Source organism: Filobacillus milosensis (assembly GCF_004402015.1).
GTDB classification, from domain to species: domain Bacteria; phylum Bacillota; class Bacilli; order Bacillales; family Alkalibacillaceae; genus Filobacillus; species Filobacillus milosensis.
The window spans coordinates 161,152-176,749 of the sequence record NZ_SOPW01000003.1 but is presented as its reverse complement, the minus strand read 5'-3'; the positions used below and the strand labels follow the sequence as shown (position 1 = coordinate 176,749).

Sequence of the window (15,598 nt, the reverse complement as noted above, 5' to 3'; positions counted from 1 at the left end):
CATTTATGTTAACAATCTCTCCTAATATAACCATTTATATATTAACATTAACAAAAAATAAAACTCCCTAAACTGGGAGTTATAGTATAGTCATCGGAGCTTCTTCAGTAATTAACTGTTCAATTTGATTCTGTTCATCTAAAACAGCAATCTTCGGTTGATGTTGTAGCGCTTGTTCATAAGTTAACATAGCGTATGACATAATAATCACAATATCACCTTTTTGAACTCGTCTAGCTGCAGCACCATTTAAACAAATAACCCCACTATCTCTTTCACCAGCAATAACATATGTTTCAAAGCGTTCACCATTATTATTATTAACTATTTGAACCTTTTCATGAGGAAGTATGCCAACTTCATCTAATAACGAACGATCAATGGTGATGCTTCCTACATAGTTCAAATTAGCTTCAGTAACTGTTGCTCTATGGATTTTTGCATTCATTAATGTGCGATACATTTTATTCACTCCCGAACTTAATTCGCCCTTGATGATTTAATATAATATTATCAATAAGTCGTGCCTTCTTATAATAGACCGCAACCGCAATTATTATATCATGATTTTCGGAAATTTCATCATTTAATTCAGGAAAAGATAAACAATCAATATAATCTATATCACCCGTAATATTTGCATTTAAGAATTCTTTAACCTCATGAATAACATCTGTGCGCGTCCACTTGTGACTTTGTATGTATTGTTGTCCATATAAAAGGGCTTGATAAATGTATTTAGCTTCTTCACGTTCTTTAGGTTCTAAATTAACATTTCGACTGCTCATAGCTAACCCATCAGTTTCTCTGACTGTTGGAACTGGATACAGATTGATATCAAAATTAAAATCTTCAATTAATGCATCAACTACAGCAACCTGTTGTGCATCCTTCACCCCAAAATACACATCATTCGGTTGAATAATATTAAAAAGCTTCGTAAGTACTGTTACAACTCCCTCAAAATGTCCTGGTCTCGAGACTCCACATAACGAATCTGTCCTTCTAACCACATTCATCTGTATAGCCAAAGGGCCAGGATACATTTCATCAGCAGAAGGATAAAAAAGAAAGTCCACACCATCATCTTTTAAGATGTTTTCATCTCTTTCAACATCACTAGGATAATTATCAAAATCAGATGATTGATTAAACTGTAATGGATTTACAAATATACTAACTATCACTTTTTCATTTAAGGATTTTGCTTCCTTGATTAACTTTCGATGTCCATCATGTAAGTACCCCATTGTTGGTACAAAACCAAGACTTTGATTTTTCATTTGAAGTTCGTTTTTTAATTTGTGCATTTCTTCAATAGTCTTAATTATTTTCATGAAGATCCCCCATATAATCCCTCTAACTCATCTTCATTAATTGAATAAGTATGCTCTTTTAACGGAAACTCCTGATGCTTCACTTCTTTAATGTATTGAGATAATGCAGTTGTAACATGTTCATTTAGGTTTGTATAAGGTTTTACAAACTTAGCTAAACGATCCACACCGTACTGTAATAAATCATGATAAACTAATACCTGACCATCACAATCTTTTCCAGCCCCAATTCCAATCGTAGGAATACTAATTTCCTTAGAGATTATAGCTGCTAGTTTTTCTGGTACACATTCAAGCACCAACGCAATTGCTCCTGCTTCTTCAACAGCCTTAGCTTCATTAATTAAACGCTTAGCTTCTTCGTTTGTTTTCCCCTGTACTCTATAACCACCCATTACATTAACTTGTTGTGGTGTTAAGCCAATATGACCAACAATTGGGATCCCGGCCTGAGTTAACTGAGTGATCTGGTCAACTACTTCGTGACCACCTTCAATTTTTAAAGCTTGAGCTCCTGTTTCTTGGAATAACTTTTTTCCGTTTAACATTGTATCTTCTTTTGAAATGTTAAAGGACATAAAAGGCATGTCAATAATCGTAAATGTTTCAGGTGCCCCTCTACGAACCGCTTTACCATGATGGATCATATCTTCGACCGTTACAGGAATAGTAGAATCATACCCCAACACAACCATACCAAGACTGTCACCGACTAGTATCATATCGACACCTGCTTCCGCACTAATCTTGGCAGATGGATAATCATACGCTGTCATCATCACAATTTTGTCCGATTCATTTTTCATTTTTACAAACGAGCGATGAGTTTTCATTATTCAATCTCCTCACCTTTCCAGAGAATCTCTGCCGAATACAAATGGTGCTGTTTACCTAAATGATCAATCACTTTTAATGCGCCATCATCATGAATCCCTACAACTTTAGCATCCCATATATCCTTGGTTTTTACTTGTATCCATTCGCCAATCTTGTATGCATATGCTTCCCACATCTCTTTTATTACAGGAAAGCCTACTCCCATGAATATTTCATACTTATTTTCTAGTTCTTTTAATATTTCAGTTAATACTTGATTTAAGTTTTGAATTTCATTTGTTTCTAAATATATTGATGTCGCTTTATGCTGCACTGTTTCATGCAAATCATCATGTTGATGGTTAACATTCATACCGATCCCTAGAACTATATATTGCACTGCATCTTGTTCAGCTTGCATTTCTGTCAAAATACCTGCTAGCTTCTTTCCGTTGATAAAAATATCATTGGGCCACTTTATTTTCACATCTAAATCTCTTTTTGAAAGATAATCAGCTATGGCAACAGCAGCTACCAAAGTCAATTGAGATGCTCTTTTAGGTTCTAAGTATTCCGGACGAAAAATTGAACTAAACCATAAACCAAGCCCGTCTTTTGAATCCCAATATCGACTCATCCGACCTCTACCCTCGGTTTGTTCACGAGCTACAATAACTGTTCCATGGTCTGCATTTTCTCTTGCAAGTTCATGCCCCACTAACTGTGTAGACTTTACAGTTTCTTTAAAGACTAAATGCTGACCTAACCAATTTGTATGTAAGTCCCATTGAACCGTTGATGCAGACAAATCGTCTGGCGCTTTAATAATACGATAACCTTTATTTGTAACAGCCTCAATCACATAACCTTCTTTTTTAAGGTTATTCATGTGTTTCCAAACAGCTGACCTTGAAATATTAAGCTGTTTGGATAGTTCCTGTCCGGAGATGGATTGACTTTTATTATTAGCAAGTAGTTCAATTAGTTTTCTTTTGGTACCTTCCATTGCTTCACCGTACTTTCGATCGCATGATAATTATTAGGTAAACGTTCTTTTATTACAAGATGCTCAATTTCTTTTAAGTAATCGCCTACCCATTTTCCTTTACGTTCATTTGGAAACCATTTAATCAAGTCTTGACCTGATACTGCTAACTCATTTCTTGAATGGATTGGCAAGTCTTCATATAAATGATTGAGAGGTTCATGTTTATGGGATTTATTTTCTATTAAATTAATAAGATATACAAAATTCTCTAATTCAAGTTGACCTAATTCATATAACATAGTTTTGCTAAAACCTTCCACACGATAACACTCGTAGCAATTGACTAAATGAGTAACTTGTCGCTTAATAACATTTGACAGTTTATAAGTTTGAATCCATTCATTGACTGATACATTTTTCTGTAATAAGTGAAATAAAGCAAAAATCATACCAGCATGGTTCAAGTGTTGAGTGAAATTTATCTCTTTCACCCTCTTAAAAAGCTTTGGATATTCACTAAAAATAGGTAAAGATAAATAAATCATGGATTCTTCCATAGTGCATAATGCTTTATTAATATAAGTTCTAGAAAATAGTTTAATTAACTCATCACTAATTCGTTCTACTGAAATGTTCTTTAATAAATGATGTTGCTCCTGAATAGCTTCTTTAACTTTATCATTCATTTGAAGGTTAAGTTGACTGACAAAACGTACACCACGTAACATTCTAAGTGGATCTTCGTTAAAACGATCAAATGGATCTCTTACGGTCCGTATAATTTTATTATCTAAATCATTTTGACCATTAAAAGGATCAACAATATTGCCTTCAAAATCCATCGCCATAGCATTCATTGTAAAATCTCTTCGACTTAAATCTATGGTAATATTATCTACAAACGATACCTTATTGGGGCGACGAAAATCCTTATATTCTCCCTCGGTTCTATAAGTGGTCACCTCAAATGCGTTGCCTTGGTCTATAATTAAGACTGTACCATGTTCGATACCAACTGGTACAGTTTTTGGAAAAATTCTTTGCATATCTTCAGGCTTAGCATTTGTAGCAATATCAATGTCTCCGATAGGCTGATTGGATAGATAATCTCTTACTGAGCCGCCAACAAAATAGCATTCAAAGCCATTTTCATTTAATACATTAAATATATTTCCTGCCTGAATGAATGGTTCTTTTAACATTTTTATCACCCATACTACACTTGACTGTGTAATTGATCATATATCTCTTCATATTTTCTAACAATACGATCCGAACTGAAATTATTTTCCGCGTATTGTTTAGCATGGCTTGAAAACTTCTGCCATAGATTATCATCTGTCAACAACTTTACAGCTTTATCAGAGATACCATTTATGTTTCCTACCTCACAAATGTATCCATTCTGGCCATCTTCAATAACTTCTGGAATCCCCCCAATATTTGTACCAATACAAGGAACCCCACTGATCATAGCTTCTAATAAAACTAGTCCAAAACTTTCTTTTTCTGATAATAATAATTTTAAATCACTAATTTTCAATAAGTCATGAACATTATCTTGTCTGCCAAGAAAGATTACTTGTTCATCTAAATTTAATTCATTAACTAAATTTCTTACTTTTGAATGTTCAGGTCCATCACCAACTAAGAGTAATTTACTCTCAACTCTCTTGAAGGTTTGCTCAAACACCCTTACAACATCTTCCACACGTTTGACTTGTCTAAAATTAGAAATATGTATGAGGACTTTCTCATTTGATGAGATTCCTAATTTACTTTTCAAATCACTACAAGACAGTTCACGTTCTTCAACATTATCAATAAAATTATAGACAACTTTAATTGGCTTTTGTATTTGAAATGCTTCTTCCGTCTGTTTTTTTAAACTTTCAGACACCGCAGTGACTTGATCGGACTGTTCAATAGCATAACGAATCATATGATTAAAATTATCATCAATTCCTAATATCGTAATATCAGTTCCGTGCAGCGTAGTAACAATCTTTACATCTCGTTTAGCCATTTGACTTGCGAATATGGAACAAATCGCATGCGGAACGGCATAATGAGCGTGAATAATATCTAATTCTTCCCGATCAATCACTTCAGAAATTTTACTTGCAAGTGATAAATCATAAGGTGGATGTTTAAAGACTGGATAATTTGATACATCTACTTCATGAAAATATATATTTGGATATAGCCTTTTTAAACGAAATGGCATAGTTGTTGAGATAAAATGTACTTCATAATTTTTTTCAGCTAAATGGATACCCAGTTCAGTTGCAACCACACCAGATCCCCCTACTGTTGGGTAACAAACTATTCCTATTTTTTTAGTCATCGTATCTTTCCCTTTTGTTTTTAATCGTTCGCCAATTTAACCAGCCATGTTTTAAGCCGCGAACTAATATTTCGGCAGTCGCTTCATTAGTTGCTAAAGGTACTTTATATACATCGCACAGCCTTAATAATGCTGAGACATCTGGCTCATGGGGTTGAGCTGTTAATGGATCTCTGAAAAATATAATCATGTCCATTTCATCATCAGCTATTTTAGCTCCAATCTGCTGGTCACCACCGAGAGGACCACTTTCAAATCGATGAATTTCTAAACCTGTTTCCTTTTGAAGCATCTTACCAGTTGTACCCGTAGCAAATAACTTATGATCATTAAATATATCTTTGTAGGCAGTTACAAAATTAATTAAACTCTGTTTCTTTTTGTCATGTGCAATAAGTGCAATATTCAATTCTTAACACCTACTATTCCATTAGATTTTCTAAACCATATACAAAGTGATCAATTTCCATAACTTGTTCGACCGCAAACTTAACTCCACTCATAAACGATTGACGATCTGTTGAGTTATGGTTAATGGTTAATGTTTGTCCACTCTGACCAAATATAACTTCTTGTTGCGCAATAAATCCTGGCAAACGCACACTATGGATACGCATGCCATCAACATCAGCACCTCGTGCACCTTCTAGGGTCTCTTTTTCTTCAGGGTGACCCTGTATTTTTGAATCTCTAACTTCTTTTATGAGTTGAGCTGTTTTAACAGCCGTCCCCGAGGGTGCATCTAATTTCTCGTCATGATGTTTTTCTATAATTTCAACATTGGAGAAGTATTTTGCTGCCATTTGAGAAAATTTCATCATTAATACAGCACCAATGGCGAAATTGGGTGCAATAACAATACCTGTTTGCTGGATATGACTTAATTCTTTTAAATCTGCTAATTGTTCTTCTGAAAAACCTGATGTACCAATAACCGGCCGTATATGGTTATGTAGTGCTAGTTTCGTATGCTTGTATCCTGTTTCAGGGTTAGTTAAATCAATAAATACATCTGCATTTAATCGATCAAAAGCTTCTTCTGCATCCGTATAAATAGGAGCATCTATATTAGGTAACCCTTCGATATCATGAACATTCATCCCATTATTTTTACGATCAACACAACCAACCAATTTAAATTGTTCGGTTTGTTGAATCATTTTTAGTGCTTCTGTTCCCATTTTTCCTCTAGGACCAGCTAACATGACATTAATTGTTTCTTTCATTACTTATTCTCCTCATCTTTCATTGTCCATCGATTCTGATCTCGTTTTTCAATTTTAGACATGCTTAGATCAAAGGCTTCAGATAATTCAATGCCCAATGAGTTAGCAAATGTAATTAGAACAAAGAATAAATCACCAAGTTCTTCTTCTATTAATTTTTCCTTTTCAGTATCCTTTTTAGGCTTTTCTCCATAATAATGATTGACTTCGCGAGCTAACTCGCCCAGCTCTTCAGTTAAACGAGCAGTCATTGATAATGGAGAAAAATAACCTTCTTTGAATTGACCAATAAAATTATCTACACGTTGTTGCATATGGTTTAAATCTGTATTTGAATTAGATATCATAATCACCTTTCTAATTACCTAACCTAATGTTAGCTAAATCGAAGTATTTTGACAAATCTTTTATTTGATATTGATGCATTCTAATCCATTGTCTATAATGTGTTAGGGTGACTTGAATGATAGGAGGTAAAAAATGAAATATAATATTAAAGTTAAAAATACAATTTTCATATTATTAGGTTCTGCCATTTTCTCGTTTGGTATTGTAAATTTTAATATGGAAAACAACCTGGCTGAAGGTGGATTTACAGGTATTACGCTATTATTATACTTTATGTTCTCACTGGATCCAGGACTAATGAACCTTGTATTAAATATACCTGTTTTCATTGTTGGTTGGCGAATGTTAGGCACTACAACATTTATTTATACTGTTATTGGTACATTTGCAGTATCAGTATTTCTATGGATATTTCAAATATATCCTATTAACTTCTCCCTCCAAAGTGATATGACATTAGCTGCTCTATTTGCAGGTACTTTTATTGGTGTAGGTTTAGGTATTATATTCAGATATGGAGGTACGACAGGTGGAGTAGATATCATTGCTCGTCTTGTTCATAAGTATATTGGATGGAGTATGGGACGAACCATGTTCTTGTTTGATGCGATTGTTATTTTTTCTTCCATCGTTCTTTATCTAAAGCCCATCCAGGGCATGTACACACTAGTTGCTGTATTCATTGGCGCACGTCTCATCGATTTTATTCAAGAAGGTGCATATTCAGCAAGAGGTGCTATGATTATCTCTAATAATAGTGACGAAATTTCCAAACAGATTAATAAAGAAATGGATCGAGGCGTAACTGTATTACATGGAAGTGGAAGTTTTACAGGAGAACAAAGAAACGTTCTTTATTGTGTTGTAGGAAGAAACGAGATTGTAAAACTAAAAGGAATTATCAATGAAATAGACCCACATTCATTTGTAGCTATGATGTCTGTACATGATGTATTAGGTGAAGGATTCACATTAGATGAAAATAAAAAGCCTCTAACATGATATAAGTAGTTACTACAACATGGAGAACAACGGAAATAACACATAAAAAAGCTTGGGAAATTTCCCAAGCTTTCGTATTATAAAAGCTACTATATACCCTTCTCTAGTCATCCATTGCAAAAAACATTAATGCAAAACGAATTAATTCCATTAATGCTACTACTGCAGCAGCTACATATGTTAAAGCGGCTGCATTTAAAACTTTCTTGGTTTGAGGATGTTCAGAGCTGGTAATAACACCCATTGAGACTAATTGATCCATTGCACGGTTAGAAGCATTAAATTCAACTGGTAATGTCACAAGTTGAAATAATACTGCAAATGACATTAAAACAAGACCTATACCTATCAGACCAGTTGCTCCTAATAAGAATCCAGCGATAATTAAGAAGAAGGACATATTTGAACCGATATTTGCCACAGGAACTAGGGCGTGTCTAAAGCGTAAAAATGCGTAAGCCTCAGCATCCTGTATGGCATGTCCCACTTCATGAGCCGCGATAGCTGCTGCGGCTTTAGAAGAATGATGATAATTGTGAGAAGACAGTCTCACAATTTTTTTTCTTGGATCATAATGATCACTTAAAAATCCTTTTGTTTCTACAACCTTAACATTAAATATTCCGTTTTCCTTTAAAATACGGCGAGCGACTTCTGCACCAGACATGCCAGCAGAATTAGGTACCTTCATATATTTTTTATATGTGTTCTTCACTCTACTCTGCGCCCACAAGGGTAAAATTAATAATATGGCAAAGTAAATAAGAAAAGCTCCTAAATTCATGACACATCCCTCCATTTCAACATCTATATATTATTTTTAATCACTATCATTATTATGTTGGTCATTATTTCTAGCTTCTTCGATCTCGTGCGTACGATACTTTCTCCATCCAACATAAATTAAAGTTATAAATACAGATCCAAACACGATTATTAACGTTATAAGAAAACCACTTAGCGATGAGTGGGTGGCTATCACGATGAGAAATCCAATGGTGAGAGTCATTTACAGCCCTCCACAAGCTTTTTAATATTATATTGCTTTTGTGGAAGGTTTAGAACGTTGTCTCATACCATATCTATAGACTAACCAAATTGATAATAAACTTAACCAAAAAGTGAAATAACCAATATGTTCCATATATTTAGTTAAAGATCCATAAATAGGCATATGACCATAAACGTAATCAATGACATCATTATGTAACGTCCAAACAGAAGCTATTATAACGTGTATCCATTCAATTTTATAAAATGGGGCATAAAGTAAACCTTGAATCGCCATAGCACCATGAGAAATAATTAGCATTAAAGCAGGGATTGACATGTTTCCAGTCTCTAAATAAGTCAATATATTCATGACTACAGCCCATACGCCATACTTAAATAACGTAAGCATAGCTAAAGCCTCAAAAAGTTTATAGTTTTTTCCTAGTAATAATCCTATTAATACAATTACAAAAAATAAAGAGGCAGTTGGACTGTCAGGAACAAATGGAATAAGATGCAAAGGTGTTTGTACAAGTTGATATTCATACCATATGTATCCATATATCGTTCCTAAAAAATTAATAATTAAAAGAAGTGTTAAAAATGTACGATCCATTAAAATAAATTTAAATTTCATTATCATTTTCTCACCCATATTCATACATACTAAAAAACTGACTTGCTTTCACAAGTCAGCTTTTTCATTAATTAATGTGATGATCCACCGTCTTCAGATTTACCTTCGCCGCCTTCACCACTTCCACTTGCTTGTTCATTAATTGAAACAATAAATTCTGCAAGTTGGTTTAATTCTTCTTCACTACCTTGGAATTGGTTAGCTGGCATCGTACCAATACCATTTTTAGCGATATCCTTAATTTGTTCCGCTTTATATGGTATTCCAACTAAAGAAGGTGCCATTCCAGGGTTACCTTGTAAGCTGTCACCGTGACAAGACATACAGTTTTGTGAATACACTTGATAACCTGGGGAATCCTCATCAATTTCTACATCCGGTACGTTTGCTACCGAGTATTTAGCTCTTTCTTCCCAATTTACGTGTGCAGCAGATTCATAAGTTAACCAAATTGTTGCTGCAACACCTAATAACATTAATCCAACTGTTATAGGTCGTTTAGATGGCTTACGTTCAGGCCCTACATCTAAGAATGGCGCAAGTAATAAAGCACCAAATCCTAAACCTGGGATAATTACTGTACCAATAACAACATATTGGGCAGCAGCATATTTATACTTTAATAGTTCATATAAAAATAAGAAATACCAGTCCGGTAATGGTATATATGATGCATTATTCGGATCCGCTTGTTGCTCAAGTGGCGATGGATGTGCCGCAACTAAGCATAAGAAACCGATTAAAAACACAGCACCTACTAACCATTCTTTTAATAAAAAGTTTGGCCAGAATGCTTCAGTTCTACCTGGATACTCCGAATAATCCTTTGGAATTTTATTTCTGCTTTCTTTATCGGGTACACGAGAGTCCCCAACAAATTTCATTCCTTTACCTCTTTGCACTGTGTTCCCTCCTTTTCATGACATGGAAATATAACTTATAGCGGTCCAGAAATACCTTGTCGACGAATCATGATAAAGTGTGCTCCCATCAATGCAAATAATGCAGCTGGCAGGAAGAAAACATGAATCGCAAAGAATCTTGCCAGAGTTTTTGCTCCCACAATTTCTGGGTCACCAGCAAGTAGTGTTTTCAAATCTCCACCAATATAAGGTACACTTTCAGCAATTTCTAGTCCAACCTGTGTTGCGAAAAATGCTTTATTGTCCCAAGGTAATAAGTAACCTGTGAAACCTAATCCAAGCATTACGAAAAATAATAGAACACCAACCACCCAGTTTAATTCACGTGGTTTTTTATACGCACCTTGGAAAAATACACGTAATGTATGTAAGAAAATCATTACAATCACGACACTAGCTCCCCAGTGGTGCATACCTCTTACAATTTGTCCATGAGCGACTTGTGTTTGTAAATATTTTACCGACTCCCAAGCATTTACAATATCCGGGACGTAATACATGGTTAAGAACATTCCAGATAGTACTTGGATAACAGTAACAAAGAATGTTAACCCACCAAAACAATAAACAAAGGCAGAAAAGTGATGAGCCGGGTTAACATGCTCAGGCACTTCGTGATCAGCGATATCTCGCCAAATAGGCGTAACATCTAATCGCTCATCAATCCAGTCATACAACTTATGCAACATCTATTACGCCTCCTATCTCTTCTTAGCTTTACCTAAAAGTAATTTTCCGTCTTCTACCTTGTACTCATACGCATGTAATGGCTCTGTAGGTGGTGTTCCTTCAATGTTGACACCCGTTTTAGTATAACGACCATTATGACAAGGACAGAAGAATTGATTTGGATACTGCTCATTTGAAGCCCAGTCAACCGTACAACCTAAATGAGTACATACTGGTGATAATGCGAGTATGTTGCCTTCTTCGGTTTTGAAGATCCATGCAGTACGATCAACCTGTGATTCATACCAACCATCTACTTGGTCAACTTTAAACGTTTTACGTTGAGGTTCATTAGTAATTTCACTTACATCCATTACATAAATGAACTCCGTATCTTTTTGACCTTTCAATAAAGGATCAATCGCAAAACCAACCATCGGAGCAACCATAGCTGCCCCCATGAAACCTCCAACACCAGTTAAAGTGTAATTCAAAAATTGTCTACGCGATACTTGGTTTTTTTTATCAGTCATGTCTTTCCCCCCTCTATTCATCAATTACAACGAACAGGGTATTGATGATACACATATTTATTAGGACAATACAATGATAGCGCAAACGAATAAAGTGGTCAATAAAAACCACAGTTTAGATAAAAAAATGTCATAAATTATTCGTTCCAACTATCCATGATTAAAGATTGGATTTCTTTCACCTGTGATTGTATGAGTTGTTGGGTTTCGGATTGATTAAGGTTACCCTCTTTAATGACAGGGATCCAGATTAAGTCAACATCCATATCTTTTGTTATTTTTCTCCATTTATTATCTGGAGTAATTAAAAAGATATACTTAAAAGGCTGCTTATTAATGTGGTTCACGTATTCTTCAAGTCTTAGCTTTTCATCTGATATTTTGTCATTTTTTACGTAGTAATATTCAGGAGTAACAAAAACCCTTCCTTTTAGTTCTTTTTCAATCTGATCTATATAAATTTGAGTCATCTCTTTTTGAAGGGAGAGTTGTGTCATCTCTTGATCAGATACAAAAGAAAATGGGATTAATGGAATAATTGCAGTATCAATATACTCCTTTGCTTGAGTATACTGACTTGTATCAGACGTTTTATATTTCATTAAATATACGCTCCAGACTATTTATTTTTTGCTTTCTCTTAGATTATTTAATTCTTCGCTCCATTTATTGAAGGACTCTATATCACCTAAATCTAAGGCTTGATCTATTTTATTTTTAAGATAATTAATTTTAGAGTGACGAGTCGAATCGTCTATTATGTTCTCTAATAAAACATAATCTTCGTTTTGCAAATAGTAGTCTTCAGGTAAATAAGGGTTGTCTTCTAAAACCTCTGCATACTCATATGATTGTCGCACACCATCAAACACTATTTCCACATATAATGTTTCCTCAGGGTTAAGTCGTATATCATGAAAAGCTTTATCGACATCTGTAGTTACGACATGATCTTTATAAAAGCGAAATGGTCTTTTTTCTTTTTTATTATTGGATATGATAATGCTTCTTGGACATAAATGCGCCTCAAATACAAAGTGAATGTGATTTAATAAATAGTCGCGCTTCATAACATACTCTAATAACCAAACCATTTCCCTTTTGTCAGTATCAAAGTTTTCGAGATACCATTTAATAAAAATCCTTTTTTTACCCGGAGACAAGCTCATATCAACACCTACTTTTTTATTACCCTTGTGTTCTTTCAAGAAATTCGATAGTTTCTTGATCTTCAGGGTTTTGTTTTAGATATTCATTAAGTAATTCCACTGCTTTCTCCATTTTTCCCTCTTCGACTAAAAAGAAACCATATTCTTTTAAGAAATCCGCTTCCTGATGATATGTTAAATAAGCCTTTTCATAGGAGTTTCTGGCTTTATCAAATTCTTCTAACTCATTGTATACTTGAGCAGATCGCCAATCCAATATTTCAGGGTATGGCTCAAACTTCTTCAGCTCTTCAACTAGTTTCAACGCATCATCCCAGTTATCATTTTGTTCATATATAGAATATAATTCTTCAATCGCTTTTTCATGACTAGGGTCTAAGGCGATCGCTTCCTTAAGGTATTTTTTCGTATGCTCTATATGACCTTGTTTCTTTTCATTTCTAGCTAATGTTATATATAGCTCTAGATTATATTCATCTTTTTTCAGGCCTTGCTTAAGTATATCATTCGCCGCTTCAAGCAAACCTTCCTCTTCATACGCTTGAGCTAAATATGGGTAAACGCTAGTGTAATCCGAATCTAAATCAATTAGATCGTTCCAAGCCTTAATCGAAACATCATACCGACTCATTTGGAAAGCTGTATATCCATATTTGAATAATTGGTCTGGTTCTTTAAGATCAAGGTCTTGATAATAAACTAATGCTTGTTCCCAGTTACCAATCGTTGCGTGACATTCTGCTAAGCGCTCTAATATATTGACCATTGGGAATTGGTCTGCATGAGGCTCAATTCGTTCATAACAGTCGATTGCTTTTTGGAATTCACCGTTAAAGAAAGCTAATTCACCTAGTCCAAAATCTATTAAAGGATTTTCCGGCTGTAATTCTTTAGCCTGAATTAACTTTTGTTCTGCGACTTCATTTAGTCCTTGAGATTGATAAATATCAGCAAAAATCATTAATGCATCTACATATTCTGGATCATCTGGTTCAATTTCTTCTATTAAACTAAGTGCTTCTTCATCCATCTCTAAATCAATATAAATGTCAGCCAGTTGAAATTTTATTTGATGATCTATAGGGTAGGTGCGGTATAATTCTTCAAATAATCGCCTTGCTTCTTCAAGGAATCCCCATTGTTGTAGTAGTTCAGCGACCGAAAACTGTTCTTGTTCACTAATTTCTTTAGCATTTTCCATTAAGTGATTAACAGCTTCATTAATATTGCCAGCTTCATAAAGGTCTAAAGCTTCAGCTATTGGATCCATTAAAATTTCCCTCCATTACACATCATTAAACCATTTAATGACATTAATTATTATACTATAGATTGTTATTTATTCTGTGTAGTTCATCCAAAAAGTTAGGGTAAGAAATATTTATACAGTCAGTATCATCAAGTATAATATCCCCTTCACTTATAAATGATGCCACGCAGGCCATCATAGCAATCCGATGATCCCCATACGTTTGAATTTCATTACCGATTAACTTAGATTGTCCTTCAATTAAAATGCCGTTTTCAATTTCTTTGGCATTAACGTTTAATGCATTTAAGGCTTGAACAGTCGTTTGAATACGATTTGATTCTTTATATTTTAACTCTTCAATATGTTCGATTTTTACCGATCCATTTATTTGTGTTGCAACAAGTGCTAATAATGGAACTTCATCTATAAACGAAGCTACTTCTTGTTCTTCAATTGTGGTTGATTGTAATTGTGAATATTGCACATGTATATTTCCTATTGGCTCATCACCTTCATAACGAGTCACTTTCATTGATATATTAGCATTCATTCTTTTTAATACATTAATAAATCCTATACGAGTTGGGTTTAAACCGACATCGGATATTGTTATATCACTTCCAGGTGTAATTACAGCACCTGCAATCCAAAATGAAGCTGATGATATATCGCCTGGAATTTTTATCTTTGCCCCATGTAAGTGTTGATTACCTTTTATAGATATTCTTTTATTTTCGCGGTTCACTTTACCACCAAATAAAGGTAACATTCTTTCAGTGTGATCACGCGTTTCATTGTTTTCAATTACAGTTGTATGACCACTTGTTAATAGACCTGCTAATAACACAGCTGATTTAACTTGAGCACTATCAATCGGCAGTTTGTATTCAATAGGATGTAATTGGTCACCATGAATCGTCATAGGTAATCTATTGTTTTTTGATTCAATAGTAGCTCCCATTTGATTAAGAGGTTCTATAATACGATCCATAGGTCTGTTGCTTAATGAGTCATCACCTATAATAGTCGCGTTAAATGGCAACCCTGATAAAATTCCACTTAATAAACGGGCTGTCGTTCCTGAGTTTCCCATATTTAGAGGTCCAGAAGGCTTCTTTAGTTCTTTAACACCTTTTCCCTTTATTTCAACTATTGAACCCGCTACTTTAATGTCTGAACCTAAAGCTTTAAATGCTTCAACTGTTCTCATACAATCTTCTGAATCTAAAAAGTTTGTGATGTAAGTATCACCATCTGCTAATGCTCCTAACATTATTGATCTATGAGAGATTGACTTATCTCCAGGTACTTTTATCTTACCTGTCAAACCTTGATTAATAGTTTTTATTATCTTCAAC

The 15,598-nt window shown here is 34.4% G+C and carries 20 protein-coding genes; 1 reads left to right on the top strand and 19 read right to left on the bottom strand.

The window, feature by feature from the left end:
* Positions 1-79: 79 nt before the first annotated feature.
* From panD to E3U55_RS03975, 9 genes are read right to left on the bottom strand one after another with little or no spacing between them, the layout of a single operon-like run.
* Entirely contained in the window at positions 80-463 is a 384-nt protein-coding gene (gene panD / locus E3U55_RS04015; RefSeq protein ID WP_134339045.1) for an aspartate 1-decarboxylase, read from the bottom strand.
* A 1-nt stretch (position 464) separates the two neighbouring features.
* Complete coding sequence (gene panC / locus E3U55_RS04010; protein ID WP_134339044.1) at positions 465-1,337, bottom strand: pantoate--beta-alanine ligase; 873 nt, start codon at positions 1,335-1,337, stop codon at positions 465-467.
* Positions 1,334-2,170, bottom strand: a complete 837-nt coding sequence (gene panB / locus E3U55_RS04005; protein WP_134339043.1) for a 3-methyl-2-oxobutanoate hydroxymethyltransferase — start codon at positions 2,168-2,170, stop codon at positions 1,334-1,336. The genes panC and panB overlap by 4 nt, the downstream gene beginning before the upstream one ends.
* Positions 2,170-3,159, bottom strand: coding sequence for a biotin--[acetyl-CoA-carboxylase] ligase (locus E3U55_RS04000; RefSeq protein ID WP_134339042.1), 990 nt, complete (start codon positions 3,157-3,159; stop codon positions 2,170-2,172). Before E3U55_RS04000 ends, panB begins: the two co-directional genes overlap by 1 nt.
* Complete coding sequence (locus E3U55_RS03995; RefSeq protein WP_134339041.1) at positions 3,135-4,343, bottom strand: CCA tRNA nucleotidyltransferase; 1,209 nt, start codon at positions 4,341-4,343, stop codon at positions 3,135-3,137. The genes E3U55_RS04000 and E3U55_RS03995 overlap by 25 nt, the downstream gene beginning before the upstream one ends.
* Before the next feature lie 14 nt (positions 4,344-4,357).
* Positions 4,358-5,488, bottom strand: a complete 1,131-nt coding sequence (gene bshA / locus E3U55_RS03990; RefSeq protein WP_134339040.1) for an N-acetyl-alpha-D-glucosaminyl L-malate synthase BshA — start codon at positions 5,486-5,488, stop codon at positions 4,358-4,360.
* On the bottom strand, positions 5,481-5,897 hold the full coding sequence (mgsA, locus tag E3U55_RS03985) for a methylglyoxal synthase (RefSeq protein WP_134339039.1): 417 nt from the start codon (positions 5,895-5,897) through the stop codon (positions 5,481-5,483). The genes bshA and mgsA overlap by 8 nt, the downstream gene beginning before the upstream one ends.
* 13 nt (positions 5,898-5,910) lie before the next feature.
* Complete coding sequence (gene dapB / locus E3U55_RS03980) at positions 5,911-6,714, bottom strand: 4-hydroxy-tetrahydrodipicolinate reductase (RefSeq protein WP_134339038.1); 804 nt, start codon at positions 6,712-6,714, stop codon at positions 5,911-5,913.
* Positions 6,714-7,061 carry a nucleotide pyrophosphohydrolase gene (locus E3U55_RS03975; protein WP_194840814.1) on the bottom strand — a complete coding sequence of 116 codons (348 nt, stop codon included), beginning with the start codon at positions 7,059-7,061 and terminating at the stop codon, positions 6,714-6,716. Before E3U55_RS03975 ends, dapB begins: the two co-directional genes overlap by 1 nt.
* 133 nt (positions 7,062-7,194) lie before the next feature.
* Between E3U55_RS03975 and E3U55_RS03970 the strand changes: the two genes are divergently transcribed.
* On the top strand, positions 7,195-8,064 hold the full coding sequence (locus E3U55_RS03970; protein WP_134339037.1) for a YitT family protein: 870 nt from the start codon (positions 7,195-7,197) through the stop codon (positions 8,062-8,064).
* Between the two features lie 103 nt (positions 8,065-8,167).
* Here the strand turns inward: E3U55_RS03970 and E3U55_RS03965 are convergent, their stop codons facing one another.
* The 10 genes from E3U55_RS03965 to aroA form a co-directional block, all read right to left on the bottom strand.
* A complete protein-coding gene (locus E3U55_RS03965) occupies positions 8,168-8,848 on the bottom strand; it encodes a zinc metallopeptidase (RefSeq protein WP_134339036.1) in 681 nt (226 codons plus the stop codon).
* A gap of 36 nt (positions 8,849-8,884) precedes the next feature.
* Complete coding sequence (locus E3U55_RS03960; RefSeq protein ID WP_134339035.1) at positions 8,885-9,073, bottom strand: sporulation protein YpjB; 189 nt, start codon at positions 9,071-9,073, stop codon at positions 8,885-8,887.
* A gap of 27 nt (positions 9,074-9,100) precedes the next feature.
* On the bottom strand, positions 9,101-9,694 hold the full coding sequence (gene lhaT / locus E3U55_RS03955) for a lipoprotein heptaprenylglyceryl N-acetyltransferase LhaT (RefSeq protein ID WP_134339161.1): 594 nt from the start codon (positions 9,692-9,694) through the stop codon (positions 9,101-9,103).
* A gap of 71 nt (positions 9,695-9,765) precedes the next feature.
* A complete protein-coding gene (locus E3U55_RS03950) occupies positions 9,766-10,596 on the bottom strand; it encodes a menaquinol-cytochrome c reductase cytochrome b/c subunit (protein ID WP_134339034.1) in 831 nt (276 codons plus the stop codon).
* A gap of 35 nt (positions 10,597-10,631) precedes the next feature.
* Positions 10,632-11,306 (bottom strand): menaquinol-cytochrome c reductase cytochrome b subunit, encoded by a 675-nt coding sequence (qcrB, locus tag E3U55_RS03945; protein WP_134339033.1) that lies wholly within the window; start codon positions 11,304-11,306, stop codon positions 10,632-10,634.
* Positions 11,307-11,318: 12 nt separating this feature from the next.
* Positions 11,319-11,819: a QcrA and Rieske domain-containing protein gene (locus E3U55_RS03940; RefSeq protein ID WP_134339032.1), complete on the bottom strand. Its 501-nt coding sequence runs from the start codon at positions 11,817-11,819 to the stop codon at positions 11,319-11,321.
* Positions 11,820-11,956: 137 nt separating this feature from the next.
* A complete protein-coding gene (locus tag E3U55_RS03935) occupies positions 11,957-12,421 on the bottom strand; it encodes a DUF2487 family protein (RefSeq protein ID WP_134339031.1) in 465 nt (154 codons plus the stop codon).
* A gap of 21 nt (positions 12,422-12,442) precedes the next feature.
* Positions 12,443-12,988 (bottom strand): ReoY family proteolytic degradation factor, encoded by a 546-nt coding sequence (locus tag E3U55_RS03930; RefSeq protein ID WP_134339030.1) that lies wholly within the window; start codon positions 12,986-12,988, stop codon positions 12,443-12,445.
* 19 nt (positions 12,989-13,007) lie between these two features.
* The gene (locus E3U55_RS03925) at positions 13,008-14,258 is read right to left on the bottom strand and encodes a tetratricopeptide repeat protein (RefSeq protein ID WP_134339029.1); all 1,251 of its coding nucleotides are present in this window, start codon (positions 14,256-14,258) and stop codon (positions 13,008-13,010) included.
* Between the two features lie 55 nt (positions 14,259-14,313).
* Positions 14,314-15,597, bottom strand: coding sequence for a 3-phosphoshikimate 1-carboxyvinyltransferase (gene aroA / locus E3U55_RS03920; protein ID WP_228547466.1), 1,284 nt, complete (start codon positions 15,595-15,597; stop codon positions 14,314-14,316).
* Position 15,598: the final 1 nt, after the last annotated feature.